Source organism: Paenibacillus sp. FSL H3-0321 (genome assembly GCF_038002865.1).
GTDB lineage: Bacteria > Bacillota > Bacilli > Paenibacillales > Paenibacillaceae > Paenibacillus_AQ.
Genome location: NZ_JBBODH010000001.1, coordinates 5,928,021 through 5,954,997 on the forward strand (window position 1 = coordinate 5,928,021; position 26,977 = coordinate 5,954,997).

Here is a 26,977-nt window from a genome sequence, read left to right on the forward strand (position 1 = left end):
CTCCTAATAAATTTTTCTAGTTTGGTAATTAGCGTGTTAAACAGTGGAGGCTTTCTCGGAGATACGCTCGAATGACTGGATAAATGGTTCAATTTCCGACTCTTCCATAACCGCAAGTAGTTGAGTTATTATGTCAAGAAATTGTTTCCAAACATTTTCCAATGTAAGGACTCCTTGTTTACTAAGTCTTAGAAGTGTTAGGCGTTTGTCACTTGGATCATAATAACGCTCGACGAACCCATTTTGGACAAGACGCTCAATCATTACTGTAATGGCACTCGGTTTGACTTCTACTCTTTCGGCTAATAAAGAGGAGGTCATTCTTTCTTCATCAGCGATTTGTTTCAAAATAAAAAATTGTTGACTAGTTAATCCATCCTCTCTGCGGGCACCCACCCAGGTGAATAGCTTTTTGTTCGTTGTGGACAGAGCCTTTTGAAACCTTTCGGCATAAATAGCTTTTTGATCTTCTGCATGGAAGTGGGGCATGGATACTCCTTTCTGTTTGAATCCTCATTTTCCGTGATTTCTAACAATAGATCTTGATACTTTCACTGTTTAATATTTAAATAGTTTAAATAAATTTTAGACGAATCATATCATTGTGTCAAGTTCACTATCAACTGGCATTGGAAGTATGAATGAAAACTTAGACCCCTGTCCAGGTGTACTGCTCACATCGATAGTGCCGCCACTTAACTTAATTATACGACTTACAAGAGCTAAACCGAGACCATTACCATCGGCTGATCTGGTTGGATCACCTTGATAGAACTTTTCAAAGATATGTTTTAACGTTTCAGGTGACATACCTATTCCTGTATCACAGATGACAACGGATATTGTTTGGCCATTACGGCGGAGAGCCACAGTTATTTCTCCACCTTTGGGCGTGAATTTAATAGCATTACCAATGACATTAAGCCAAACTTGTGACATCAATTCTTCATTTCCATAGTATATAAGTTCCTGTAAGTCAATATTTAGAAAGAGGCCCTTGGTTGTCCAAACAGATTCTAGTAGTAGCAGTGATTGCCGGATCTGTTCATCCAATCTGTACTCGACATAATTGGTCAGCATTTCTTGGTTTTCAAATTTTGATATCACGCTAATTGATATTCTTGGTTCGGAGACGGACAATGTGATTAAAGAGGTGATCTGAAGATTGAGAAGAGCAAGATGTATCGCAACCTCAATATATTGGATGAACGGGAGAAGGAAATAGTGGTAGGCCGCTTCGGCCTGGACACCGGCGGGGAGGAGTGGACGCAGCGGGAGATTGCGAAGGATCTGGGGATCTCGCGGAGTTATATTTCGAGAATAGAGAAGAGAGCGCTCATGAAGCTTTACCATGAGTTTTATAAGGCGAAGCGGTGAGACTTTAAGCTACAAGGTAGTAGCGATATCAATATAATGTATTAATAAGCGACTTGTCTACGGATGGGGTGTTTTTTTTGTTTTACAGATTATTGGAAGTGAATTTGCACATTTATAGTTACCGATTAGCTATATGACCTACAATATGTTTCGCCCTACCTATGATACGGTTCACTGCACTATCTGTAACGACAAGTATTAAGGCCATCCTTTTCGGGATGGCCCTTCCTACTTCTTTTAATTCGCAGTTTCTAGTAATCTGGACACCATTGTTGCAAACTCTGCCCGGGTAATATCTTGTTGAGGCTTAAAGGTGCTGTCTGCGTATCCGGTAATAATCTTATTGGATGCGAGTGCATCAATGGAATTATAATACCATGCGTTTCTGTTAACATCTTTGAAAGATGAGTTTCCGGTACCTGTCAGCTTAAAGGCTCTAGTGATGAGTGCCGCTAATTCACTGCGGCTAATCTTCTGGTCTGGACGGAAGCTTCCATCGCTATATCCGTTCATCAAGCCTGATCCGGCAGCTGCACCAATATACTTACCCGCCCAATGCGTTGAAGATACATCTGTAAAGTTACTTGCTTGTCCTTCAAGTCCCATGTAAGTTGCAATTACCTTGATGGCTTCGGCACGGGTCAAACCTGAATTTGGACGGAAGGTACCATCGGCATAACCCGTTAGTAATCCCTTAGCAATAAGCGTGTCAATGCTTGCTCGTGCCCAATGATTCATTGTATCTGCGAAACTAACAATTTCCGGCTGAGGTGCTGGTGTTTCTATAGGCGTTGTTGTTGCTGGAGGAGTCACTGTACCTACTCCAGTACTTGGAGCTGGATTGGTTGGTCCATTATCTACGCCTGGATCAGGAGTAGCAGGGTTTGAAACGTATTGAAGTGCTGGAGCAAATGTTGTAAGGAGTCTGGTTTGGCTTTGTTGCTCCAGAGCATAGCCCATACCCAAAATATCGGCATCGTCCCATGCTCTACCCACAAGCTGCATAGAGATAGAATATCCGCTGTCGTTCGTTCCTACAGGAACCACTACCGTTGGGAGACCAACATTAGATGTTAATACGCCCGTGTTGCGGTCAGAACTTAATTGAGAGGCTGCTGCGTCATTGTTATACACGTCACTAATGAAACCTGCATACACAACAGCATCAACGCCATTCTCGTCCATCCAGCCTTTAATCACTTCCTTATAGTCTGTTCTATACTTGATGTAATCTTGTACGGCCTGTTCCGTCATACGCACAGGTTGAGTATATCCTCTTTTATTATAGATAAGCACCTTATCTGAAGCGAGTACACTTGCTCCATCCAGGTAAGGGAAGTCCTTGTGAAGCTCAATATAACGCGCCCAACCTTCAGTAGATCCATTAATGCCTGAAGGACGGCTAGGAGCTGCTGGTATTATTGACATTTCAACCATTGTTGCGCCCGCTGCTTGTAGCTCTGAGAACTTGTTCATTACGGCTTGTCCCGTATCATCATCCGCATAATTAGAGACAAAGGATGCAGGGATATATCCGATTTTTTTTCCTTTCAAGGCATTAACATCCAGAGCTTCTTTCCAGTCACCGGGCCGCTTATGATCTGCATCAGCAGTCACTGTGAAAATATCCTGCGGGTCCGTACCCGTTGTAGCATTCAGCATAATTGCCAGGTCAGTTACGGTTTTGGCAATAGGACCTGCATAATCTTGTCCCCAAGTGAGTGGCAGTACACCTGTAGTGCTTGCCATACCGTCTGTACCGCGGAAGCTTTTAAGGCTGGAGCCTGTAGTAGGAGCATAGAGGGATACCCCTGTTTGCGATCCCATGGCTGCCGCTGCAAAATCAGCTGCAACTGATACTGCCGAGCCGCCGCTTGAGCCAAAAGAGGTTTTCGATGGATATAATGCATTCCAGGTTTGAAGCCAGCCACTCTCACTAAAGCTTCCGCTGTTAGCGAACTCGGAAGTATTTACTTTGCCGATAATTACAGCTCCGGCTTCCCGCAGCTTATTCACCTGGAAGGCATCCGAATCAGGCTGCCAGCCTTCAAGAGCTTTGCTGCCGCCGGTGGTAGGCATATCCTTTGTATCATAGATATCTTTTATCGCAATTGGAATACCCAGCAGATCACCCTTTGCACCTTGTGCACGGGCATCGTCAGCAGCTTTGGCTTGGTTAAGCGCAGTTTCAGATACATGCAGGAAGGCATGGAATCCCAATTGTCCCTCATCGTATACCTTGATTCTATCTAAATAGGCTTGAGTAATCTGTACAGAAGTAGTTTTGCCATTCACCATATCCTGCTGCATTTCTGCAATGGATTTATTTGTAACATCATACGGGGATGAAGTTACTAATGCTTTGGCTGCAGGAGCATCTGGAATCACCAGGGTATCTCCAGTATCAAGTCCCTCTATAGCAGAGATATCCCAGTTACTGATCGAACGAATTTGAGCGTTTGTTAATCCGGTTACATCCAGCTGACCTTGAAGTCCATTGAGCATAGTAACCAGATTCCTCAGCCCTTCTTCACCAGCTTCACCCACTTGTACATAATGTACCAGGGATTTCGACTCACCCGGCTCAATAGTTAATGTATTAATGAACCCGTAGAAATTGGCCTCATTTCCGGACTTGGCTAATGGTGTTGTGAATGGATTCTGTTGCTGATTACCTAGACCGGTTAATCCATTATCAAAGGGATGTGGAGAGCCAACGGCAACGCCTAGCGGCTTATTGTTTCTGGTACTGCTATCTACAACTATCCATGAATCCTCTGTAGTCACCTCCAGATCCTCCGAGTAGGTTGCCTTGACTACGGAAGCATTTGTCGTTGTACCATAGCCTAAAGAGCCGCCGAAAGATACATCAACCTTTACATCCATATCATTTTTATTCGTGAAAGTATCAAAGAATCTCGTTCGATTGAGAGTAGTATCCACATACACCTCACGTGTTACAGTTACATTTCCCAGATTTACAGACTGAGCAGAAGTAAACTTATTAACGCCATCGTATTTCAAGTTAAACCCGCGCATCATTTGACCATTCATCAGGGAAGCGGAGGGTGAGGACACCTTAACAAAGATATTCCCGAAGCCCTGTACTTGTGTAGCTCCGACTGTGCGTAAACTTCCTGTGTCTAAACTGGGAGCAAATACATCGTGAATCTCCCATACTGTGCCGCTTTCTGAAGTGACTCTAGTTAAAGCATCAGCTGTTTGAAGCGGAATGACTCCCGAAGCAATAACAGATAACGCAATGGAAGTAGCTATAACTTGCTTTTTACTCCACTTCTTTTTTGCGGGTGAATATTCGGATCGGGTAGAATCAAAATGATTTCTTTTAGTTTTACGTAGACGTTTCAACTTATTCATTTGGGCAATCTCCTTTTCCATATGTATGTTTATAAAATATGTTAGAGAATATAACATCGATATTCCTTTCAGTCAATTAATATTTTAAAATTAATATACTTCTAGGCTTTTAACAAGAATAAAAAACTATATTTATTATAAAATATGAAATTTATGGTATGATATACGCAATTTACTTTACATTAAATGATATGTATTAGATGGACTATCCTTAAATGATAGTATCCTATGAAATATCATGATATTGATTAACTTATACTCATTTTCCATATATCCGACAAAATTGACGCTCTGGGTTACCTACAGGTTCTGAAACCGGCAAGAGGCTTTTTATTCCTGTCTTATGGCGCGCAAATGGAAATTGACCGGAACACAGCACTCCCGGTAAAGAAAAAGAACAGCTGAAATTAACGGAGAATTTTATATTTTTCATTTCATGAAAGTGGAAGATTTCTATATTGGGGTATGGCACAACTGTACTATCGCTGGGGCTAAAATCGCAGGAAATATTATTTAAATTAACTGCCTGAATGGGCTAAATTAATCGATCGAATCGTGATCGATTCAAATTGGCTTATTTTTTTGACATCGTATCGTGTCCATAACCTCAAAAAATTCGACAACACAGGCGAAGACATGGAGGACCTGATTTCCATCGGCACGATCGGATTAATCAAAGCCATTGAAAGCTACCGTCCGAACAAGGGTACCAAACTAGCCACTTTTGCTGCTCGATGTATTGAAAACGAAATTTTGATGCACTTACGTTCGCTCAAGAAAACATGTAAAGACGTATCCCTACACGATCCAATTGGGACTGACAAAGAAGGTAATGAAATTACACTTATCGATATCCTGGGCTCCGAAGCTGATGATGTCATTAAAGAAGTCGATCTGAAGATTGAAAAGAGCAAGATTTACCGCAACCTCGACATTTTGGACGAGAGGGAGAAGGAAGTAGTTGTCGGACGTTTTGGACTCGACACAGGCGGTGAAGAACGGACGCAGCGGGAGATCGCCAAGGATCTCGGCATTAGTCGCAGTTATGTGTCACGGATAGAGAAGCGGGCGCTGATGAAGCTGTATCATGAGTTTTATAAGGCGAAGAGGTGAGTTTTAAGAGCAACTTGTCTACGGATGAGTTGCTTTTTATTTTAATATATGCAGAGCGAGTAGTTCTATAAAATGGAGCTGCACTACAATGAGCTACAAGGAAATGCATGATCTCCATGTTGAATTGCTACATATCTATGAGAAACATGGACAGTATCAAGGCCAGCGCTAATCCTTTAAACGGGAGGGTGTCCATTTTTATTTTATAAAACGGATACTAAAACTGTTTATAACTGTTTATAATAGTACATTTTAATGAAATCTAAGGAAGATCGCTACTATGGAATAACGGACAACAGCAGAGCAATGTCCGTATACAAATTCCAGATATCTAAAACGTTACTGAAATGGTTGAATCGCAGAAGCCAGAGAAGGAGTTTCACGGCAGATAAATATAACCTTTTCCTGCAGCGTAATCCTTTACCGGAACCTAAAATCTACGTGAACATATACGGATAATCTATGCAGTATTGCGAAAGATGATATGAGGAGCCGTATGCCTTAATTGGGCACGTACGGATCTGTGAGGGGCGTGAGTCGTGAGGTTCACGTCTACTCGACCAGCCTGAAATCGGCAGATAAGCCTTGATATAGTTGGGCAGAGCGGAGATCCAGTGCTGGAGTTGACTTTTAATCATGGCGGATAGTTTCTTGCCGACTTGATTGGCGATTTCATTCATCAATTCCACCAGTTGTTGTAAAGCCACCGCCCAGTCCAAGGAGCCGACTTCATCACAAAGCAAATAAAAGAGTCCACCGAGTGTTCGTTGATCCGTACTTTGCCGATGCTGCCAGGCCAGCAGAATATAGCGGGAAAAGACAATCGTTGTATGGCTAATGAGCAGATCGTAGGAGCAGCCCTGAAACTCTTTTTGCAGGCGCAGCAGGGGTTTAGCGCATTTGAAAAAGACTTCGATGTCCCAGCGAATCGCGTAGATTTGAATGATCTCCGGTGCTGTCAGCGTCAGATCCGTCGACAGAATCGCGAGCCACTCGTTTTTCTTGGAGCGATGGCGGACAAAAACCACGACGACGGGAATACCGGAAACCAGTTCCGTATGAATCTGGCGCAAAATAGTCCGGTGCCTCCCCTGGACGCGCGGGGCGGCTTGGTAAAGACCTTTGAGATCGACCTGCTTGCCATGAACGAGATACCGCTTGTTGTCGTTTTTCACCATGCCAATGACATGGAGACCCCGTTCAACCATCCGCCCGATTAGGGGGGCATGCGTGAACCAGCTATCCATGAGTGCGTAAGCCGCAGAAACCCCAGAAGCAATGGCCCGATCGAGCAGTTCGGAGACCAGATACGGGGCGGAAAGCAACGCTTCTTTCCGTCGTTTGTAACCGCAAGAGCGCTTGTCGATTCCCGGATGTACACCGGTGATTCCGGACTTCTCGGAACTCAGCAAGGCGAAGTCCAAAGGAAGAAATGTATGGCCGTCCGACCAGCCCAAGGTCAGCATGCGAAACCCTTTGTAGTAGGCCCCTGTTGCGTGATCCTTGAAACGAGCGAGCAGTTCGACAGCTTTGCTCCGATTTCGCTCGAACATGGAATCGTCCACAATGAACACGGTGGTTCGCGTGACGGAAGTCAGGGTTTCGACCCGCTGCACGGTGTCACTGCTAAGCGAAGTCAAGAAGCGCCGCCAAGCAAAGCCGCTATGATTGAGAAAACGATAAACGGTATCTTTGCCGGGAAAGGCTTCACTTTTGGCACTTTCCAGCAGGCGAAACCAGTTTTTCTGATGGAAGAGTAGCACGAAAACGAGCATGAACAGATGGGAACAGGTATAGCCAAAAGCTTTTTTGAATCCTGATTTCCTTAGGTGCTTCAGTACAGCAAGCTCCTGAAAGGCCGGTCTCATTTCAGGTGGGAGTTGATCTAAGGAAGACTTTTGGTTTATCATAGGGAGGACACCTCTTCTGTGGTTTAGTGGATCTTCGACAATCTCACTTTACCAAATGAAGTGGTGTTTTTCTATGTTGGCAAGACCCTTACTTAAAAGGCACCACCTTAACCCCGGCTTGGGGTCAACTCGATTTTGACTCTGCGAAAGTTGAGTATAAAAGTACAAAAGATAATAATTGTAGGTATTATTGGAACCATCTCTTCTCCAAATACAATTTACTGGAAATACAATAACACATTCAGCTGTGAGCTGAGGTAATTACACATTCAACTCACAGCTGTTAATGAGGATTCTACTAGCAACAAGTATAAAGTGGTCTAGTTCCGCACTCTTCCCGTGTGGTGCAGTCAATTAAGAGGGTTTCATAAAAACCAGCCCCGGGAATTGAATTGCAGGAGAATAAGACGTGCCTGCATACAGTAGGTCCTTCTACTTGACATTGGCAAATCTGTATTCTAGGTTCAATACCTAATGCTTTTGAAATAAATTCCATTATTTTCACCTCCCTTCAAGATTATAATGGTTTTTTATCCTGCCAAAATAGATGTTAATTCCTCTGTATCTTTTAAATCATGAATTTCTGTAATGAAACCTCCCTGGCTAATAGAAATAATCAACGGCACCTTTTCAATTCCGAAACTATTCATTAAGCGGGTAGAACGTATTAAAGGGAAGTTGTACTGTTTGTCATTAATATTCATGGAGGAATCTTTTGGCCTGTCTGGTTTTAAAACTAAATAATTCTGTCTGCCAGTTCCATGCTGCAGCATATCGAGTACCTGGTAACAGGAGCCGCAGTGGTCACTTAGAAAGACCAGTTTTGTTACACTACCCATTATTTAATCCGATGATATAAGCCCGCCTCTCTGATCCTTTGCCTAAAAGCTAGGTAGCTTATCATCAATATTTAATGCTTTTTTTCCAGTGTTTTCGTTGAAGTTATTGATATGAGTAACAAATATTCTTGTTAACAAGTAAATAAAAACGAGTATAATACCTAGAAATACCCAAAGTAATATGTTGGATACCATTAAAATAGTATTCATATAATTTAAGCTCTCCTTATTACTGATTTCTGTTCATCAGGTGCTCGATTTCTTTGATTTTTTTAAATGTGAAATAGGAAGGTACTGCAAGAATAAGCGGAATTACAATATAAAACATTTACTTATGTCCTCCCACTATAAATTAATATTTTCTCTTGTTTACTCACTCATTCTCAGATTTTCAGCCATTGACAGATCGAGAGCTGGAATAGTCATGTAAGGATTACATTATTTTCTGGTGAGCCGGTGGCAGGAATAGTGAGTGGGGGAGTTATCCCCAACCCAAAGATACATGCTGTGATCGCACTTTGGATATCCACACCTATCTCCTGACGGCTTACCCTCCCATGTCACGCGGGGTCTTTGCCCTTACATTCCTTCGTTCTGCCTTTCAAGAGATGGACGCCGTTTTTCTTGCTCCTTAACAGGGTCATTGCCCTTATGGAATTGATTCCTACGGCTGCTCCGTGCTTCTGTTGTCTTTGGTGATTTCTACTTCATTGAGCAAAAATGAGTTTGGTTTTCTTAAGCTGCCATCTGAATCTGGGCCTGACGTACCGGCCCTAAAACGTCGTTTGCATTGTATGGTCGTTGCTTGGTGCCTAGCGTATGCAAAACACGTATGAGTTTTCCACACAAGGCCACCAGGGATTGCTTTTTCTTCAATGGATTCTCTCTTCGTGTCGTAAAGTACTGGTGTAGTGCCTTAAACTCTGCGTTCTTTGCTACCATGGGCATGACCGCCCGGAACAACAAGGCCCTTAAGCGTGCACGTCCACGTTTGCTAATGCCTGTCTTTCCTTTTCTCTTTCCTGAACTATTCTCTTTGAGATTCAATCCGGCCAGCCGAATAATTTGCTGTCCATGCTCGTAACCGCTCAAATCTCCTACTTCTGCAAGGAACCCCGCCAAGGTAACCACTGCCACGCCCGGAACGGTGAGCATCTCTTTCGTTCCCGGAATTTGCTCAAGCAATTGTTCCACTTCGAATAGAATTTCTTCGAGTTGTCTGGCGAACATTTCGTACTGCTCTAGAAGCGCTTTAATCTCTATTTTGGCTGCGGTAAGCCCCTCGGTAAGCCCGATGGAACTTCTCGCGGTTTCGACCAGTTGCTCCGCTCGCTTCGTCCTACGGCGCGCTTCACGTCCTTCTTCCATCGCTTCACAATGGCCTCTGTCCCGAGCGCTACGATCTCTTCTGGCGTTGGGAACTCGCTTAACGTAATAATAGAGGCTTTACCCTCCCAGTCTTTAAAAACCTCTGTGTACTCCGGGAAAAATCGGTCCTGCCAGTTTTGCATTCGTCTTTGCACCAGCCCCAGATTTACCATGATCTTCTCGCGAAGATTCATGAGAATCCGCAGATCTGCATAGAGGTTTGTTGGCAGTTTCGGTTCGCTATATTTCCCGTTACGCACTAAATCGGCAATGACTTTTGCATCCTTATAGTCGTTTTTCGTCGGTGAGTTATCTTCCAGTTCTTTGCTTTTGTGAACATGATGCGGATTGACAATGACGAGTGGAATCCCTTGCTGTCCCAAGTATTCGGCCAAATTAAACCAGTAGTGTCCGGTGGGCTCAATGCCAAAGAGGACGTCACTCTTGGCATGCTCCTGCTGAAGCTCCTTCATCCACTGAACCAGTTGTTCCAGTCCGGTACGGGTATTAGAGAACACACAGTCCTTTCCCAGTTCAATCCCCCGAAAATCGATGGCACGGGCCACATGGGTTTCTTTAGCAATGTCTACGCCTACGACAAGGGTCTTGTCAGAAATTCGTGTAATCCGTTGATTCTGTTTCTTCGATTGTTTATACTTCATGTTGAGTGCCTCCTGTGCTGGAATTTGTTCTTTGGTCGGAACGTTTCCCAGTATACAGCTGGCGCTTTTTTCATTCAAACCTCAATTTAATTCATTACAGGAATGGCTCCTTAACAGGGGATAGTCTCGTTCATTACTTCTATTTCTTCTCCCATGGAGTAAAGCTGATAATACTCTCCGTGCTTCGCAACGAGTTCATTATGAGTACCTTGCTCTATGATTTCACCTTCTTTTAACAGAATGATCTTATCAGCGTATCGGGCAGAAGCAATTCTATGAGATATAAAAATAACTGTTTTATCTTCAGAATTAGTAAGTAACTCTTTAAATACTTCCATCTCGGACCTTGAATCCAACGAAGCTGTTGGTTCGTCAAGCACTAATATATCTGAATGCCTGTACAAAGCTCTGGCTAATGCGGTTTTTTGCCATTGCCCTCCAGAGAAGTCAACTCCGTAATGGATATAATTCCCCAGATATGTGTTGTACTTTTCCGGTAAATTTGAAATCATTCCGTGTATTCCCGCCTTCGTACTAGCAGAGATCACTCTGCTATCGGAATGGGAAGATTCACTATCAACATCACCGAAGTATATATTCTCCTTTACAGTATAAGGGAATTTTAAGAAATCCTGAAAAATAACAGCGTATGTTTTTCTTAAGCGATCGTCAGGCATATGTTTAATATCTTCGCCCATTATGCGGATTTCACCCTGGTACTCTTTATAGAGTCCCAGCAGACATTTGATAAGAGTTGTTTTTCCGGAGCCATTGCTGCCTATTATCGCTATTTTTTCACCTTTATTGATAGAGAAACTTATACCCTTTAGTGTACAAACCGTCTGAGTCGGATAACGGAATGTCACATTCTGAAGAGATAAATATTCCGTACTGCTAGTTTCCTCTGGGGATAAACACACGGCTTCCAGGTGCTCCTCCAGGTCAAAAAAGACCTTGAGATCTTTTAGATATAATAGGCTGACCTTTAGGTCTGAGTAAATTACCGTTAACCGGTTGAGAGCAGTTTGGGTATTGTTCAGGGCTTGATTGACTATTAAAAAGTCACCGATCTGAAGCGACCCTATCCGTCTCATTACAACTAATACAAAGACAGAGGTGAAAATGTAGAATACAGAAGTGGCTGATTCAGTACTCATTTTTATTATGTATTGCTTCTTCTCCAGAGAGAGAGTTCTACCGGTATGGTCCAAGTATTTTTGACTCCATCTGTTTAGGAAAAAATTATTCAAGGAGTATGCCCTCATCTCCTTTGCATAGTTTCTGTCCGTAAGAATTGAATAGATATAGCGTATTTCCTTCATTAATGAAGAAACCTCTATGCTGAAATGGAATTTATTTTTGCCCAGTCGGGACTGGATGAAAAATAGTGGAATAGTAACAATAACGCACAGTACTATTAATTTATAACTTACGGCCAGAAGTATAAAAGTATATGAACCAATGCTAAGAACGGTCTTAATGAATTCCTTAATACTTCTGATGGGTGACCAGAAACGTTCAGAAATATTAGTATTGATTCTGCCGAAATGGTTATGAAATTCAGGATCATCATAAGTCAATAACGGGATTTTACTAAGTTTGGATGTCATTTCAATAACCAGCTTTTGTTCGAGTAAGGATAAGTTTTTTTTCTCGAGATACTGATCCAGATACCCGATACCTGTACTAAAGGTCTGAATTGCAACTTGTGCCAGTAACAAAATAACTATATTTGAATATCCCGGTATTTCCTTGCTGCTCATGATAAATAGCGATAATTCGTTTATGAATTTTTTGCTGATGATTAAAGAAAAGTAAGGGATAATGCCCAGCACTACACTAAAAAGTATTGAAGATAGAATAAGGCTTTTTTTGTTCCTCCATACGTAACTGACGCACCAGGATAATAATTTAAAGTACATGAACTAATCCCTGCTTCTTGTTCCTTAATTTAAGTTGTGAAACGTTTGAAAATATCGGGACGAGGATTTGAAAATTACTGATAGTCATTTTTGAAATGGTTAAACAAATAAAAAATACAAAAAATATAATATAGGAATTCAATTTGCTTACCTCCAAAATATGTATATTTGATTCATGAGAAAATAATATACTTTATAATGGAAAAGAACATGAGTCTTCATTACCTTTTTATGTCGAAAAATGTAAAATAAATACTTTAGAAGAATCAAAAGTGAAATTTTATCCAAATATGTCGGACTGATGAGGGTTTGATTTTAAGGAAAGAGCGAACTAATCTGCGCTAAATATCAAAAAGTATTGAAAAAAACGGCTCAATCTCAAAATCAGTGCTTGAGTATCCACCCATCATCTGATGACGGTTACATTCAATGAGAATGCCGGCTTTATAGTGGTTTCGATTTCGCGTAAAGTAATGGCGACGTTGGAAGGCTTTAATACGGTTGTGACGACCTTCCACCATAGCGTTTGTCCCATCGGCATTGATGGTAGTTTACAATTTCTATGTTCCAGTTGCGCATCGTCTTTAAGGTCCGACGAACAGCAGAATGGTCTATCTTTTCTCCTTGCCCACACCAACGCTCAAATCCTAGTTTGGCAGCACTAAAGCTCGGCGAACAGTCATACCAGATCGCGAAGGCTTCCTTCCATTCCCAGACGCTGCGAAGTAGCGGGGAGAAGGTTAGCGGCATCTCCAGTCACGCCAGGCTCTGCTCTTCCGGCAATTCCGCAGGAGGATTAAGCAAGCGATGATGGGCTTTCAGGTAAGCTCTTGCCCGTGGGGATAGCGTAGGCTGAACGGTTTTTCGAACCTCTTGTACGCTGTCGATCACATAACCATGAACGTGAAAACGATCTGCAATACGAATTGCGCGAGGAAAGCACTCGCTGATCCAGGTATGATACGCCTGCGCTAAATCCATGACGACCGCTTTGGGGTTGAGGAGGAGGGAATTCGGATGAGCGTTAGCATACGCCCGCAAGTCGTTCAGTGTTCGACCCGGCAACAGGTCGAGCATGGTCTCGCCTTTGAGATTATGGATACCGGTATTGTAAGTATGACCTTTTCGGATGGCAAAATCATCGACACCTAAAACCAGATTGGATATTTCTTTCGCTTCGTTCCACACGTGCTTCTCGATGCGTTTGGCACTCCACCGGAACAGCCTCATCATGCATGCGTTGTACGGTACTGGCGGGTAGTTGCTGGATGCGGGCGCTATGTGTAGCCGTTGAGCCCAGCGCTTGTTCGACGGTATGGGAACGAAACAGCCAGCTGTAGCGCTGCTTGGGTCCGACAAATTCATAGAACCATCCAAATCCGACTTCGCAAGTGGTGCAGGACAAACGCATGGAAGGTACATGCAGAAAGGTTTTTTTCGCAAACACTGGCAAATTTCTTACCGTCCGAATACCATTGCTTCCCTTACGAATCAAGTTTTGGTCGGACTTGCACAAGGGACAGCGTTGTTTATGGCTGCGGGGGATGGCTTCGATGTGAAGTTCGTCGGTAGCCATGAACCGAATCTGGCGAACTTGTAACTCTGGTATGTCAAGCATTTCATTGATATACTGGATCTGCATCTGTTTATTCCTTTTGTTGTTGTTCGGTGAGACTTACAACAATACAGGAGTAGCAGATGTTTTTCCATTTTCATCCTTCGGTCACTTCGTCAATTTTTAATACTTCCTTCAGCCAAAGATGCTAAAATATGCTCTCCAATCGACTTTATACGTAAGATATTAGGAATAGAATCATATAGTTGTGAAATTTCGACTGCTTTCCCAGAAAAGTAAGTTGAAAGTGCAGGGTTTAATGAACCATAAGCCTTACTCAATTCAAGATATGAGTGTACTTGTTGATATGGGAATGAATCTATTGATGATTTAAAAGCATTTGAAAGCCAAGTGATAGCATCTGTAAATTGTTCTTTATAGACATATTGACCGCCCATCGCGCCTCTTATAGGGAATTGAACAATTGAATCAATCGAATCAATCGAATCTGCTGATGAATCAAAACTTGTATCTAAAGTATATAACGCCAATTGCTCAGCTCTTGTTAATTGATCTTGATACTCTCCTAAGACAATAATAGTGCTCCTAATAGAACAGGCCCATACGATTTTGAGTTTGAGTTTTTTAGAGCACTTTCTTATTTTTTCCAGGGATATAAGAATAGTTGGAAATCTGAAAACTTTAGAAGAGTACTTAACCAGTCATCAAGCTGCAATGCATTTTGGACACCAGCTGCTGTCATCCAAATTATTGTACCTGGATGGATAAGATCAACATCTTCCTGGTTATTGGCGCTTAACTGGGAGATTCTAAGAGCTCTTAAAATGTGTGCGTTTGCGTTTATTGGTGAGATAAGGGCAAGCTGACTTGCAACATACAAGCTGACATCATAAATGAAAGGTTCCTGGGTATCAGCAACCAGTAATAATAATTCAATTTTATCAAGAAGTTCCTTTACGGATTTGCCTATTCTATTAAAAATGCTGATTTGTTTCATACGAATAGCAAACTTCATTTTTAATTCCATTGTTTCAGGCAAAGGAGTTTCTATCCAAACCAGAGTAAAGCCCCAGATATCATTCCAGGCTTCATGTTTTTCAATCTGCTCAAGACTTAATAGTAAAACTAAACCTGTTTCGTTATAAGCTTCTGCTCCAACAAAGTATCTGAGAGCTCGCATTGCCTCAAAGGGATGAATTTCTCGTTTACCAATGATGTCTTGACATAGTAAAAAGCGTACTTCTTTTATCGTGTTTAAATTAAGGTTCATGGGGCCAATTTGAGCGAGTAGAGGTGTGACTTGATAATTTAATCCGAAATCTTATTGTAACCAAAGTCCTAACACATCGTTTAATCGTTCAAATGGTCTTGCAATTTCAGGATCAACTCTGCTAATCATTTGAATTTGTCTGTTGTCAAAAGAAGCTTGGACGGTCGCCGGATGGCAGCAAGCTGGCGTATTCATTGATCGCCAAGAACGCTGCAGATGACCAGGACGGTGTGTTTATTACCGGAGATATTGAAATAGCCGATCGCTGCGCAGGAGTCCTTCTGGCAAGAAGCTGCTGGCTTCATCGGTCGTGCTGAAGGATAACGTCTATCAGATCACAACATATGTGATCCGGTTATCGTGATTCTGTCGTGCTGCGTGCAACCGCTTGTCCGTCCCGTGGTGTGGAAAAGGCGGCTATCCATCTAATGGACAGCCGCCTTTTCGAGTATTCCTTATTTTATCCATCCGTCAAAAAAAGATTGATCTTCCATCCCGAAATAAGCCTTTACGAAATCTACGAACTCCTTCGTATCTACCTGCTTATACTGATAGGTCTTATAGTAAGCCTGCAGAAAATCGGTTCCGTCATCCTTTCGGTGTTCAAGGAGCTCCCTAAATTTTAGGGGTGGCTGAGCATAGAGTGAGGTGCCGATTTCCCCATTCTGGTAATCAGAGAGCGGAAGGTTGGAATATTGCTTGTATGGTTTATACAAACTTTCTGAGTAAGAATAATCTTGCATATACAGTGAGGTTGCAAGTTCAGTCATCCCTTCATCCAGCCAGCCGTCATGAAACGGATCACTGCTGACAACGCCATAGAACCACTGATGGGCAATCTCATGCACAATCACATGTTTGATATCTTCTTTTGAATAGATCGTAACGATTCCCGGATACTCCATCGATAAACGATCGCCTAAAATAACATCAAGCTGCTTGTGTGGATAAGTTCCGATGTTTTGATTGAAAAAGTGGAGCGCTCCTGCGGCAGTCTTAAGCGCATTCTCCATGTGCGGCTTGTCTTCTGTCCCCGCCCAGACCTTGATTTCGGTATTATCTACGATTTGCCTGACCGGGTTCAGGTCTTTGGTAAAGCTGACCATGAATTCTTTCACATGCTCGGCCTTTAATACACCACCTGATACACTTTCTACTGGATCGAGATCAGACGTGCTGATCACACGATATTTGCCGGGTAGCTTATAATGTAGGGTGAAGTCACTGAAATCCGTATGATAGGACTCTATAGCCAGGATATAAGGCTGTTTGTTCCAGCCGTTCTCATAGGTGGCCAGCATGGGATACCACTGGGCCAGATCATAGCTCTGGCCAGTTCTAGCGAAGCGGATCCCCTTCTCTGGCAGAGTGAACGTATAATTCACCTCTACCTTCGTGTGCGCAGATGGAGCAAGGTAGTCTTTTAGCGGGACCGCTAATGAATCCTGATCCAGTGTGTAAGAGGTCTTGTTCCCGTTAATTAGTACATTATTAAGGATAAACTGGGCATCCTTTCGGTAGATATAATGTTCATCCGGCAACGTGAAGACATTGGGGATCATATAGAACATTAGTTGATCCCAGTGATCTGCTGACGTATTGGTAACATCGATTATAGCTTTAACAGTAAATTGGCTTTGTTCATCCATCTGTAGGTCAAGATCATAGACGGCTTTGCTGCCATTCACTATTGGATGCGGAGTAAATTGAGATAAATCGCCTGTATTTGCAGGCGCAGTAACAGGTTCGGAAATCCTGATATCTTCCGTTTCCGTTACGACAGCACCCGCACCGGGAACGTCTACCGGGTGCAATATCCGCTGGACAGAAGCTGCTGAGAGAGTCAGCATTAGGAGTAGGGTTATGGCCAAAGCGGCTTTAAGCAGCTGCGTGGACAGCTTCGAGGCGGATATCTTGCCGGACAGGCCTTTTCGAAGTCCGGCACCCGCGGCCAGCTCAGCCGGAATAATGGAGCCGGCAAGACCTGCAATCAGCGGTACAAGAACAACCGGTAGGGTAACCCACAACTCCTTGCCCGGGAATTGACCATAAATTCCTGTGATGAACAGTATACCTAGAATCAGAGACAGCACGCCTGCAAGGACTCCCGCAATAATACCCTCCCAGAGTATTAAACGGCGAATTATATTCTTCCGCCAGCCGATCGCCTTCAGCAGAGAGATTTCAGCACTGCGTTCCGTGACATTTTGCCACATGATCTCAGCAATGGTCAGGACGGAGATGGTCAGGCAGATGACCACCGCCACATAATGCATGGGACCAATCTCCGCTGCAGCATATTGTCCCAGCCAGGAAGTATAGAAAGTGCCCTTCAGGCGTAGCGTGACAAATACAAGAAACATCATGAGCGTTGCGGGTATGGTCATGGACAGAATTGATAAGGCATTGCGCTTTAGTTTCCCGGTGAAATGCGCCAAAGCGAGCTGAAACAAATGCCGGACTGGAGTTACGCGCCGAACGTTAGCCGATGTTTCTCCCAACCGCAGCGATTCCATAGGTGAGATTCTTCGCACCAAAATCATAGGTGCTACGGTACCTAATATATAGATTAAGAAGCCAAGCCCTCCCACTGCAAGGAATTCCGATAAGGCAATTTGACGCCCCTCTATAAAAATAAAGTAAGATTCTATAGACCAGGTCACAAGCATAACAACCAGCCCAATAAATACAGCTTCAGTAAGTATTAGGCGGTTAATCTGCGAATAACGCCAGCCAATGGAGAGCAAGACAGCAAATTGCTGTTTACGAACCAGGAAAGAGACCAGATTCGTAACTGCCACATAGATTACTGCTACGAACATGATCAGAACGAGCATACCGGAAAAACCGACCTTTACTTCACTTACCAAGGTAAACGCCGTTCCAAGCTTAATCCATTGTTGCTCAATCCAGCCGAGGTCAGTCTGTGTACCGCTTGGCGGAACTTGAATCAGCACCGATTGTGGTGAAGAGGCAAAGGTAACATCGGCAAGTAATCCGGTAGTTTCCCGGATTGCTGCTGCAACCTGCTCCAGCTTCGCCTGGTTCGTTTCCGTAATTTCAACCACTCCGGTTACTTTGACACGAATAACTGAGATGGGCTTATCCCCCATAATTAATCCGGCTGCATCCAGTGTAGTCAGCATTGTAGGCGGACTTGTCATAAATCCTAGAGGATTATGTATCGACGAGAGCCCCACCTGAGGATTTACCGGCAGGCCCTTTTTATTCAGTACAGATTTTGCTGTAGGAGTACTATAGGTATCCATTGGGAACAGATTGCCTAAATCTTTGGTGATTTGTAGCTTGGCGGGATCATACATGCCAATGTATTTCGGGAGCAGTTGAAATTGAGCTACTTTGTTTGGGTTCTGTGTTTCCTGCAGTTTCTTCAAAGGCCGATAATACTCAGGGAATTGATCGGTGAAAGCTGCATAGTTAGATATAGAACTATCCGTAACCGCTGTGGCTCGTGGCGAATCATAGCTTTGTAGTTGGTAAGCAATAGGCCATCTATCTGTATAAGGGCTAATGACTGGCTTAAATTTCAAAGGAGTAGAGAGTTGGAAACTTCTAATTCCCTGAATTTGCATATTTTGATTAAAAAGGTTGGCAACGAGTGCTTGATATACTTGCTCCGAACTGTATGTGTGTGATTGCTTGGACGCCACTGGGCTTTTTTGAAAAAAAGATTTGACCTCGCCGGTGTTCAATTTGGCTATAGCTGCACTAGCTTTCTCTGGTGCGGAAAAGGGAAGATCCAACCGAGTTGTCTCAAAAGTGTATGTAGCGTTCTCGGGTAGGACATTACGGCTTACAAGTATGGGTAATTCAATTTCTCTGGATTGAAACTGAGCGTTAAGCTTTGATTTACTCGTATCACTTGCTCTGAAATATCGGCTATTTTCTTCCTCCAGGGGTTCCAGTGCCTGATCTAGTCCAACTAGCTTGTTTTCTTCGTCAGGGTCAATGCCTACTAGCAACGATTTGTATTCAACAGTATCAACAAATATGTTATTAGTTCCATAATCGATAATTCTAAACTTTTGAGCGATATCTTTAGCAAGAGGGAATTTGTAGGTCCCGTACACATTATAATCCTCGGTATTTTGAAGCTGCACACCGTTGTTAATCGAAACTTTAAGTTTCGAATTGTATATTCCGGGTTCTTCTACCTTGGCATATCCATCCAGTGATAGGCCGTAATCGCTGTAACCAATTACCGCTAAAGGGGCGGCTACCTCTACTCCGGATATTTGCTTGATCTGATTCCATTGCTGTGTACTTATCCCTCCGGAAATTCCGCCCGGCAAGTTTGGCTCTATCAGCTGATTTTGTTCATCTGTTAAAGTTGTCCCCGGCGGACGCACAAGAATATGATAAGAGACCTGCCATTTATTCTGCAGTGTCTCCATCACCGTGCCTTTATTCGATTCCGTTAATCCCGAAAGGAAGCTTAAACCTGAACTAACTATTAAAACTCCGATCAGGAGCACGATGAACCGTTCTTTATTCCCCCACCAGAATGATCCCAGTAGCTTTAGCATAAAGCACCGCCTGTAGTCACATTTCTTTCCTGAATAACGCGTCCATCTCTTAGTTCAATAGTCCGGTCAGCCTTCCCGGCTAACTGAAGATCATGTGTGACAACAATGATTCCGCATCCGAGTTCTGTTTTTAGCTGCTGAAGCAACTCATAGAAGGCCTCGGCATTTCGGGAGTCCAGATTTCCTGTAGGCTCATCTGCCAACAGCCATTGCGGTTTGTTGATTAGAGCCCGTGCAATGGCCACCCGCTGCTGTTCACCGCCGGACAGCTGGGAGGGCAGAGACCTGGCTTTGTCTGCGAGCCCAAGCTGTATCAATAGCGCTTCGGCACGTGCTTTATAATTAACAGAGGTTCTTCTTCCGTAGAAGGGCGACATGACATTCTCAATGCTGGTTAACGTAGGTAGCAGGTGGAAATGCTGAAACACAAGTCCAATCGCCGAAAACCGGAAATCTGCCAGCTGGTTCCCCTTTAATGTTGAGACATTAACGTCCCCGATCTTGACCTGTCCAGCCGTTGGCTTGTCCAGTGTTCCAAGCAGGCTTAGAAGCGTTGATTTGCCGGAACCCGAGGCACCTACAATGGCTGTAAATTCACGCTGTCGAAAGGACAAGGTAATATCCTGCAGCGCTGGGGTTTCAACCTCACCTATCCTATATGATTTACAGATACCAGTTACCGCAAGTTCTTCGAGCACAAAATATCCTCCAATCCCAAATAAAGGTATATATCTTAAAGTTAGAGTAACGTTATGCCGGCGCTCCGTCAACACTTATGCCGAATAATGGGCGTATGAATACTTTCCGTTAGTTTTAATTTGTTTAACCATGTCTTGAATTTCTTGTAATAGAACATCAGCATCACTAAATGTAGTAGCTTCACTAAAACTCAACCTTATACTGCTTGAAGCGATATCCTTATCATTAGTTATGGCCAACAAAACTCTGCTAAATTTATTTGATTTGGAAGAACAGGCTGATTGTGATGAGACTAAGATACCTTTTTGTGTAAGTATATTTATTGAAATAGAAGAGGGGACACCTCTATAAGAGAAATTTAAGATATGGGGTGCGCACAAATGACCCCGAGGACTATTAATTTCAAGCTCGGGAATGCTTCTGATTTCGTTATAAATATAGTGATGTATATCTTGTAAATGTCTGGTTCTAGAAAGCTGCTCCAATATACAAATTTCCACGGCATGGGCAAGGCTTGCGATTGCCGGGACATTTTCTGTTCCGGGTCTAATTCCATATTCTTGGCCTCCTCCCCAAATAATAGGTGCAATCACCGTGTTGCTTTTAACAATCAAGGCACCAATACCTTTAGGACCTCCGATTTTATGGCCTGAAAATGTAAATAGATCGATACTACCTAGTGCTATTTCCATTTTCCCAACTGCTTGTACTCCATCGACGTGAAAAGAAACCTGATTATGCAATTTAAGCATTTCACCAATTTCTTTGATTGGTTGAATTACCCCTGTTTCATTGTTAGCATACATAATACTCACAAGAACTGTATTTTCTTTTAAGGATTCTTCTAATTGCTTTATAGATACAAGACCATTAGAATCTACGGGTAATATGGTAACCTCAACATTATCCTTTTTGAGATATTCAGCACAGCTGTATACCGAGGAATGCTCAATAGCGGATATGATAATATGGGGGGAGGCAAAGACCTTTCTGCTGGCACGCACAACTCCTAAAATTGCCAAATTATTACTTTCGGTTGCGCCGGAAGTGAATACTATTTCACTTGGAGCTATCTTAAATAGTTTGGAGATCTTCTCTCGGGATTCTTCAATTAGACTACTTGCTTGATACCCTAATTTGTGAACAGACGAGGGGTTGGCATACATGTTTTTAGACACCGCGCAAAAAATATCCAGAACCTCCGGATTAACAGGTGTAGATGCACAATAATCAAAGTACATCAATACAATCTCCCTCCTTTTAGGTTTGTTCCAAAATAATGAGAACTGCTAGTCCATAAACATAGCAGTTCTTGCGTGAATTATTTAAATCTATGCTATGCGCAACATTTGTAAGTAGGCTTGGAACTGCACTCTTCTCTGGTAGTACAATCTAGTAACAAGACCTGTTCGTAACCATCAAAATAGTTATTAGTTCCACATCTGTTTCCGAGTATCTGTATACATACAGTGGGGCCTTCAACCTGACACTGACAAATAGCTATTTTGGGTGTTATCCCAAGCATTTTCGAAATGTAATCCATCTTTTTCACCTCCTAACGGATATTATTATTTAAAAGACGGAGTAAGGAATGGGACTTTTTTTGTGGTGAAAGATATTTTAGATCACTAAAATCATTGATTACTCCTGTACTGCATACCATTCTCTGCTCATTAATTAATATGAACGAAGGATGGACTCTAATCGAAAAATGCTTCTCCATATGTTCTTCATTGATAGATATTACCGGGAATCCCCATTTAAAATTAGTGATCATTTCTTCAATATCCTGCGATAATCCGTTTGAAAATAATATAAGGTCAAAAGAGTCGGATAATTTCTTTAACAAAGGAAGTGATTGTATGCATTTAATGCAATAAATCGAAGTGAATAATAATAGTGTTTCTTTCCTAATTTCGAGGTTTTTTTCCTTGAAAGTAAAGAAATCATCCAAAACAATAGATCCGATGTCAGGACCATTGTCTAAATACATTTTAAACCAGCCCTTTCAAGAGGTTTTAAGTGTCAAGTGTTATTGTTTGTAACCTTTTGGATGTCTTTTAGGTGACTTACGGCACCTTTTGATATTATTTTCTTATCCTTTGAAAGATAGTAGGCAAAGGGAAAAATCTTAGTTTTATAAATAATTTCATCTATTGGGGGATATTCAACAACAGATATTCCTAGCTGTCTCATTTTTTTAACTTCTTCATTTTCCGGTTTTTTTTTTGATAGATAAACATTGATCACTTTTGGAGCCAGGGAATTTTTAATCTCACTTATATTTTTGATGATTTCCAGGCATGTGAGACAGGTATCTGACAGAAATAACACAAGTCTATCGTGATTAACTTGCTGTTTGTCAGACATTGGAAATATGCTATTTATTGCTAAGCCGTGGTCACTTAATAAATTATTAGAGCTGTTCTTTTTTTGTCTCTTGAGGGCGATGTAAATAGAACTGGTGACTATAAAAGTAAAAAAAACAATAATTATAGGTATTATTGGAATCATCTCTTCTCCAAATACAATTTACTGGAAATACAATAACACATTCAGCTGTGAGCTGAGGCAATTACACATTCAACTCACAGCTCTTAATTAGGATTCTAACAACAACTAAAATTCGATCTAGATCCGCATTCTTCCCGTGTGGTGCAGTCAATTAAGAGGGTTTCCGAAAAATTATTCCCGGTAAATTGACTGCATAGGTAGAAGGTTTTTTGACGGCATACTTCAGGTCCGTCTACCTGACATTGGCAAATCTGTATTCTAGGTTCAATACCTAACGCTTTTGAAATAAATTCCATTATTTTCACCTCCTTTCAAAAATATAATGGTTTTTTATCCTGCCAGAATAGATGTTAATTCTTCTGTATCTTTTAATTCATGAATTTCTGTAATGACGCCTCCCTGGTTAAAGGAAACAATTAATGGTACTTTTTCAATTCCGAAACTATTCATTAAGCGGGTAGAACGTATTAAAGGGAAGTTGTACTGTTTGTCATTAATATTCATGGAGGAATCTTTTGGCCTGTCTGGTTTTAAAACTAAATAATTCTGTCTGCCAGTTCCATGCTGCAGCATATCGAGTACCCGGTAACAGGAGCCGCAGTGGTCACTTAGAAAGACCAGTTTTGTTACACTGCCCATTATTTGATCCGACGATATAAGCCCGCCTCTCTGATCCTTTGCCTTAAAGCTAGGTAGCTTATCATCAATATTTAATGCTTTTTTTCCAGTGTTTTCGTTGAAGTTATTGATATGAGTAACAAATATTCTTGTTAACAAGTAAATAAAAACGAGTATAATACCTAGAAATACCCAAAGTAATATGTTGGATACCATTAAAATAGTATTCATATAATTTAAGCTCTCCTTATTACTGATTTCTGTTCATCAGGTGCTCGATTTCTTTGATTTTTTTAAATGTGAAATAGGAAGGTACTGCAAGAATAAGCTGAATTACAATATAAAACATTTACTTATGTCCTCCTTAACAGGGGATAGTCTCGTTCATTACTTCTATTTCTTCTCCCATGGAGTAAAGCTGATAATACTCTCCGTGCTTCGCAACGAGTTCATTATGAGTACCTTGCTCTATGATTTCACCTTCTTTTAACAGAATGATCTTATCAGCGTATCGGGCAGAAGCAATTCTATGAGATATAAAAATAACTGTTTTATCTTCAGAATTAGTAAGTAACTCTTTAAATACTTCCATCTCGGACCTTGAATCCAACGAAGCTGTTGGTTCGTCAAGCACTAATATATCTGAATGCCTGTACAAAGCTCTGGCTAATGCGGTTTTTTGCCATTGCCCTCCAGAGAAGTCAACTCCGTAATGGATATAATTCCCCAGATATGTGTTGTACTTTTCCGGTAAATTTGAAATCATTCCGTGTATTCCCGCCTTCGTACTAGCAGAGATCACTCTGCTATCGGAATGGGAAGATTCACTATCAACATCACCGAAGTATATATTCTCCTTTACAGTATAAGGGAATTTTAAGAAATCCTGAAAAAATAAAAGCGTATGTTTTTCTTAAGCGATCGTCAGGCATATGTTTAATATCTTCGCCCATTATGCGGATTTCACCCTGGTACTCTTTATAGAGTCCCAGCAGACATTTGATAAGAGTTGTTTTTCCGGAGCCATTGCTGCCTATTATCGCTATTTTTTCACCTTTATTGATGGAGAAACTTATACCCTTTAGTGTACAAACCGTCTGAGTCGGATAACGGAATGTCACATTCTGAAGAGATAAATATTCCGTACTGCTAGTTTCCTCTGGGGATAAACACACGGCTTCCAGGTGCTCCTCCAGGTCAAAAAAGACCTTGAGATCTTTTAGATATAATAGGCTGACCTTTAGGTCTGAGTAAATTACCGTTAACCGGTTGAGAGCAGTTTGGGTATTGTTCAGGGCTTGATTGACTATTAAAAAGTCACCGATCTGAAGCGACCCTATCCGTCTCATTACAACTAATACAAAGACAGAGGTGAAAATGTAGAATACAGAAGTGGCTGATTCAGTACTCATTTTTATTATGAATAATGACTTTTCTGCTCCTCCATAGGTAGCTGATGCACCAGGAAAATAATTTAAAGTACATGAACTAATCCCCGCTTCTCAGAGTTTTCCACTAAACCTCCTCCAGTCTTCAACTACCGAATCGAAAATCGCACTGCCTTTAATTATATTTCCCTTGGAATCTACTAATAAATAGTACGGCGCTATTGGAAAGCCATTGTTAGCAAGCAAATTATCTTCAATATCAAAAATGGATATTCGGCTTTGAAACTGCTGATGGAATTTTTCTTTAAGCGGTGTTTCGGACTCACTGCCTAACAAGCTGGTGAGTGGTAAATTTTCAGTGGCATGCTCATTCAAAAGACGTTCCAAATTCTCATAGCATACTGAACAGCTTGCATTTGAAATAATTATAATAAATGGAGAATTAAAAAGACGCAGGGGGAATTGGAAAAGAGCATTAACATTCTGTCCCACTTTACTGGCTTTGTTCCTTAATTTAACTTGTGAAACGTTTGAAAATATCGGGACGAGGATTTGAAAATTACTGATAGTCATTTTTGAAATGGATAAACAAATAAAAAATAGTGTAAAAAATACAAAAAATATAATATAGGAATTCAATTTGCTTACCTCCAAAATATGTATATTTGATACATGAGAAAATAATATACTTTATAATGGAAAAAAACATGAGTCTTTATTACCTTTTTATGTCGAGAAATGTAAAATAAATACTTAAGAAGAATCATAAGTTAAATTTTATCTGAATATGTCGGACTGATGAGGTTTTGATTTTAAGGAAAGAGCGAACTAATCTGCGCTAAATATCAAAAAGTATTGAAAAAAACAGAAAACATTAATACAGGTGGGTTTAAAGGGGGTTATTACATCAATAGTTCATCACTAATTAAATGAATTGTGAAATAATCACCTGAGCCGATTGGACCGCCAAAGGCGCCGGCATTACTACCCTATGGAGGGAATATACCGGGAGCCTTTTTTGGCCGGCTTATGGAGGAGGAAGGGAGTATGACAGATGAAGAGTGGAAGCGCCTGGATGAGGCCGACTGGCTCTTCCGCAAGATAGTTAGGTGGTTCGTGAAGGTGCGTGACTGGGTGAGGGCGAGAGGGAGCGAATATGAATATCTTAAGAAGGCTTATGCCAGTGGGTACCCATATTCTATTGTTTGGGGTGCATCAGTTTTTTTGGCATCTGTGACAGTCTATAGAGCTTGGTGTTACCTTTATGGCAAGCCAACCTGGAAGGAGATCATCTCTATCTTCTCACACGATCTTGGTTATTGGGGTAAGCCCAATATGGACGGTGAAGAAGGAGGATGGTATCCGGAGGTGCGTGCTAAAATCGTTAAGAGATGGCTTGGTGAGGAGTATCAAAAACTGGTTTTATACCACAGCAGGCATTATGCAAAGTTGCACAGCGAATTACCAATCAAGCTCTGTTGGGCGGATAAATTGTCCATTATGTTTGATCCCAAATGGTTTTATTTGTTGAGGGCCAGGAGTACTGGTGAAATCAAGGAATATCGTAAAAACGCAGGTTCAATGGAAGTTTGGAACTTGTCCGATTCCGAATGGGTTGACTGAATTTCGGCTAATTTCGTTGAAGCTGCTTGAATAGGGACCATCCATAGGGAGCGTGCCTAGGTTCATCGCAGATTAGAAATTACCTCCCGGAACTATTTTATTGTAATTTACTCAACTTTCGGTGCGACCAAGCCTAGGTTGTGAAGTTTAGCAGGTGGAAATCCTGCTTGGAA

General features: G+C 41.8%; 15 protein-coding genes and 6 pseudogenes. 3 read left to right on the forward strand and 18 right to left on the reverse strand.

Annotation, left to right across the window (positions count from 1 at the left end; all coding sequences use genetic code 11):
• Positions 1 to 36: 36 nt before the first annotated feature.
• Both MHI45_RS26600 and MHI45_RS26605 read right to left on the reverse strand, forming a co-directional pair.
• On the reverse strand, positions 37 to 489 hold the full coding sequence (locus tag MHI45_RS26600; protein WP_076114574.1) for a MarR family winged helix-turn-helix transcriptional regulator: 453 nt from the start codon (positions 487 to 489) through the stop codon (positions 37 to 39).
• Positions 490 to 594: 105 nt separating this feature from the next.
• Complete coding sequence (locus MHI45_RS26605; protein WP_341119700.1) at positions 595 to 1,080, reverse strand: sensor histidine kinase; 486 nt, start codon at positions 1,078 to 1,080, stop codon at positions 595 to 597.
• Between the two features lie 19 nt (positions 1,081 to 1,099).
• Between MHI45_RS26605 and MHI45_RS26610 the strand changes: the two are divergent.
• Positions 1,100 to 1,377, forward strand: a pseudogene (locus tag MHI45_RS26610) (sigma-70 family RNA polymerase sigma factor); the annotation flags it as partial.
• 237 nt (positions 1,378 to 1,614) lie between these two features.
• Here the strand turns inward: MHI45_RS26610 and MHI45_RS26615 are convergent.
• Entirely contained in the window at positions 1,615 to 4,755 is a 3,141-nt protein-coding gene (locus tag MHI45_RS26615; RefSeq protein WP_083675970.1) for an amidase family protein, read from the reverse strand.
• 543 nt (positions 4,756 to 5,298) lie between these two features.
• Between MHI45_RS26615 and sigK the strand changes: the two genes are divergently transcribed.
• Positions 5,299 to 5,868 (forward strand): RNA polymerase sporulation sigma factor SigK, encoded by a 570-nt coding sequence (gene sigK, locus MHI45_RS26620; RefSeq protein ID WP_445667522.1) that lies wholly within the window; start codon positions 5,299 to 5,301, stop codon positions 5,866 to 5,868.
• A gap of 566 nt (positions 5,869 to 6,434) precedes the next feature.
• On the opposite strand, the pseudogene MHI45_RS26625 reads toward sigK, so the two are convergent.
• From MHI45_RS26625 to MHI45_RS26695, 15 genes and pseudogenes are all read right to left on the reverse strand, one after another.
• Positions 6,435 to 7,778: pseudogene (locus MHI45_RS26625) on the reverse strand (IS4 family transposase); the annotation flags it as partial.
• Between the two features lie 530 nt (positions 7,779 to 8,308).
• Positions 8,309 to 8,551, reverse strand: coding sequence for a hypothetical protein (locus MHI45_RS26630; RefSeq protein WP_144024503.1), 243 nt, complete (start codon positions 8,549 to 8,551; stop codon positions 8,309 to 8,311).
• 801 nt (positions 8,552 to 9,352) lie between these two features.
• Positions 9,353 to 10,647, reverse strand: a pseudogene (locus MHI45_RS26635) (IS110 family transposase).
• Between the two features lie 110 nt (positions 10,648 to 10,757).
• A complete protein-coding gene (locus MHI45_RS26640) occupies positions 10,758 to 12,569 on the reverse strand; it encodes an ABC transporter ATP-binding protein (protein ID WP_038587430.1) in 1,812 nt (603 codons plus the stop codon).
• Positions 12,570 to 12,973: 404 nt separating this feature from the next.
• Positions 12,974 to 14,211: pseudogene (locus tag MHI45_RS35255) on the reverse strand (ISL3 family transposase); the annotation flags it as partial.
• Positions 14,212 to 14,300: 89 nt separating this feature from the next.
• Positions 14,301 to 14,675 carry a hypothetical protein gene (locus MHI45_RS26655; protein WP_144024502.1) on the reverse strand — a complete coding sequence of 125 codons (375 nt, stop codon included), beginning with the start codon at positions 14,673 to 14,675 and terminating at the stop codon, positions 14,301 to 14,303.
• Between the two features lie 107 nt (positions 14,676 to 14,782).
• Positions 14,783 to 15,415: a hypothetical protein gene (locus MHI45_RS26660; protein ID WP_144024501.1), complete on the reverse strand. Its 633-nt coding sequence runs from the start codon at positions 15,413 to 15,415 to the stop codon at positions 14,783 to 14,785.
• A 455-nt stretch (positions 15,416 to 15,870) separates the two neighbouring features.
• Entirely contained in the window at positions 15,871 to 19,962 is a 4,092-nt protein-coding gene (locus MHI45_RS26665) for an FtsX-like permease family protein (protein ID WP_083675958.1), read from the reverse strand.
• Complete coding sequence (locus tag MHI45_RS26670) at positions 19,956 to 20,660, reverse strand: ABC transporter ATP-binding protein (RefSeq protein WP_038587437.1); 705 nt, start codon at positions 20,658 to 20,660, stop codon at positions 19,956 to 19,958. The genes MHI45_RS26665 and MHI45_RS26670 overlap by 7 nt, the downstream gene beginning before the upstream one ends.
• A 75-nt stretch (positions 20,661 to 20,735) precedes the next feature.
• Positions 20,736 to 21,902 (reverse strand): cysteine desulfurase family protein, encoded by a 1,167-nt coding sequence (locus tag MHI45_RS26675; protein WP_038587440.1) that lies wholly within the window; start codon positions 21,900 to 21,902, stop codon positions 20,736 to 20,738.
• A 784-nt stretch (positions 21,903 to 22,686) separates the two neighbouring features.
• Entirely contained in the window at positions 22,687 to 23,175 is a 489-nt protein-coding gene (locus tag MHI45_RS26680; RefSeq protein WP_038587449.1) for a hypothetical protein, read from the reverse strand.
• A gap of 330 nt (positions 23,176 to 23,505) precedes the next feature.
• Complete coding sequence (locus MHI45_RS26685) at positions 23,506 to 24,024, reverse strand: peroxiredoxin family protein (RefSeq protein ID WP_038587452.1); 519 nt, start codon at positions 24,022 to 24,024, stop codon at positions 23,506 to 23,508.
• A 133-nt stretch (positions 24,025 to 24,157) separates the two neighbouring features.
• Positions 24,158 to 24,667: pseudogene (locus MHI45_RS26690) on the reverse strand (ATP-binding cassette domain-containing protein); the annotation flags it as partial.
• Positions 24,630 to 24,875 (reverse strand): annotated as a pseudogene (locus MHI45_RS35260) (ATP-binding cassette domain-containing protein); the annotation flags it as partial. The pseudogenes MHI45_RS35260 and MHI45_RS26690, both read right to left, overlap by 38 nt.
• 420 nt (positions 24,876 to 25,295) lie before the next feature.
• Complete coding sequence (locus MHI45_RS26695) at positions 25,296 to 25,820, reverse strand: hypothetical protein (protein WP_038587455.1); 525 nt, start codon at positions 25,818 to 25,820, stop codon at positions 25,296 to 25,298.
• 408 nt (positions 25,821 to 26,228) lie between these two features.
• On the opposite strand from MHI45_RS26695, the gene MHI45_RS26700 reads away from it, so the two are divergent.
• On the forward strand, positions 26,229 to 26,804 hold the full coding sequence (locus MHI45_RS26700) for a hypothetical protein (protein WP_052091877.1): 576 nt from the start codon (positions 26,229 to 26,231) through the stop codon (positions 26,802 to 26,804).
• Positions 26,805 to 26,977 lie beyond the last annotated feature (173 nt).

Excerpts from the sequence above, each read along its gene's own strand:
- MHI45_RS26600 (WP_076114574.1), bottom strand. The coding sequence starts at position 489 with ATGCCCCACTTCCATGCAGAAGATCAAAAAGCTATTTATGCCGAAAGG.
- MHI45_RS26605 (WP_341119700.1), bottom strand. The coding sequence starts at position 1,080 with ATGCTGACCAATTATGTCGAGTACAGATTGGATGAACAGATCCGGCAA.
- MHI45_RS26615 (WP_083675970.1), bottom strand. The coding sequence starts at position 4,755 with ATGAATAAGTTGAAACGTCTACGTAAAACTAAAAGAAATCATTTTGAT.
- MHI45_RS26630 (WP_144024503.1), bottom strand. The coding sequence starts at position 8,551 with ATGCTGCAGCATGGAACTGGCAGACAGAATTATTTAGTTTTAAAACCA.
- MHI45_RS26640 (WP_038587430.1), bottom strand. The coding sequence starts at position 12,569 with ATGTACTTTAAATTATTATCCTGGTGCGTCAGTTACGTATGGAGGAAC.
- MHI45_RS26660 (WP_144024501.1), bottom strand. The coding sequence starts at position 15,415 with ATGAACCTTAATTTAAACACGATAAAAGAAGTACGCTTTTTACTATGT.
- MHI45_RS26665 (WP_083675958.1), bottom strand. The coding sequence starts at position 19,962 with ATGCTAAAGCTACTGGGATCATTCTGGTGGGGGAATAAAGAACGGTTC.
- MHI45_RS26675 (WP_038587440.1), bottom strand. The coding sequence starts at position 21,902 with ATGTACTTTGATTATTGTGCATCTACACCTGTTAATCCGGAGGTTCTG.
- MHI45_RS26680 (WP_038587449.1), bottom strand. The coding sequence starts at position 23,175 with ATGATTCCAATAATACCTATAATTATTGTTTTTTTTACTTTTATAGTC.
- MHI45_RS26685 (WP_038587452.1), bottom strand. The coding sequence starts at position 24,024 with ATGAATACTATTTTAATGGTATCCAACATATTACTTTGGGTATTTCTA.
- MHI45_RS26700 (WP_052091877.1), top strand. The coding sequence starts at position 26,229 with ATGACAGATGAAGAGTGGAAGCGCCTGGATGAGGCCGACTGGCTCTTC.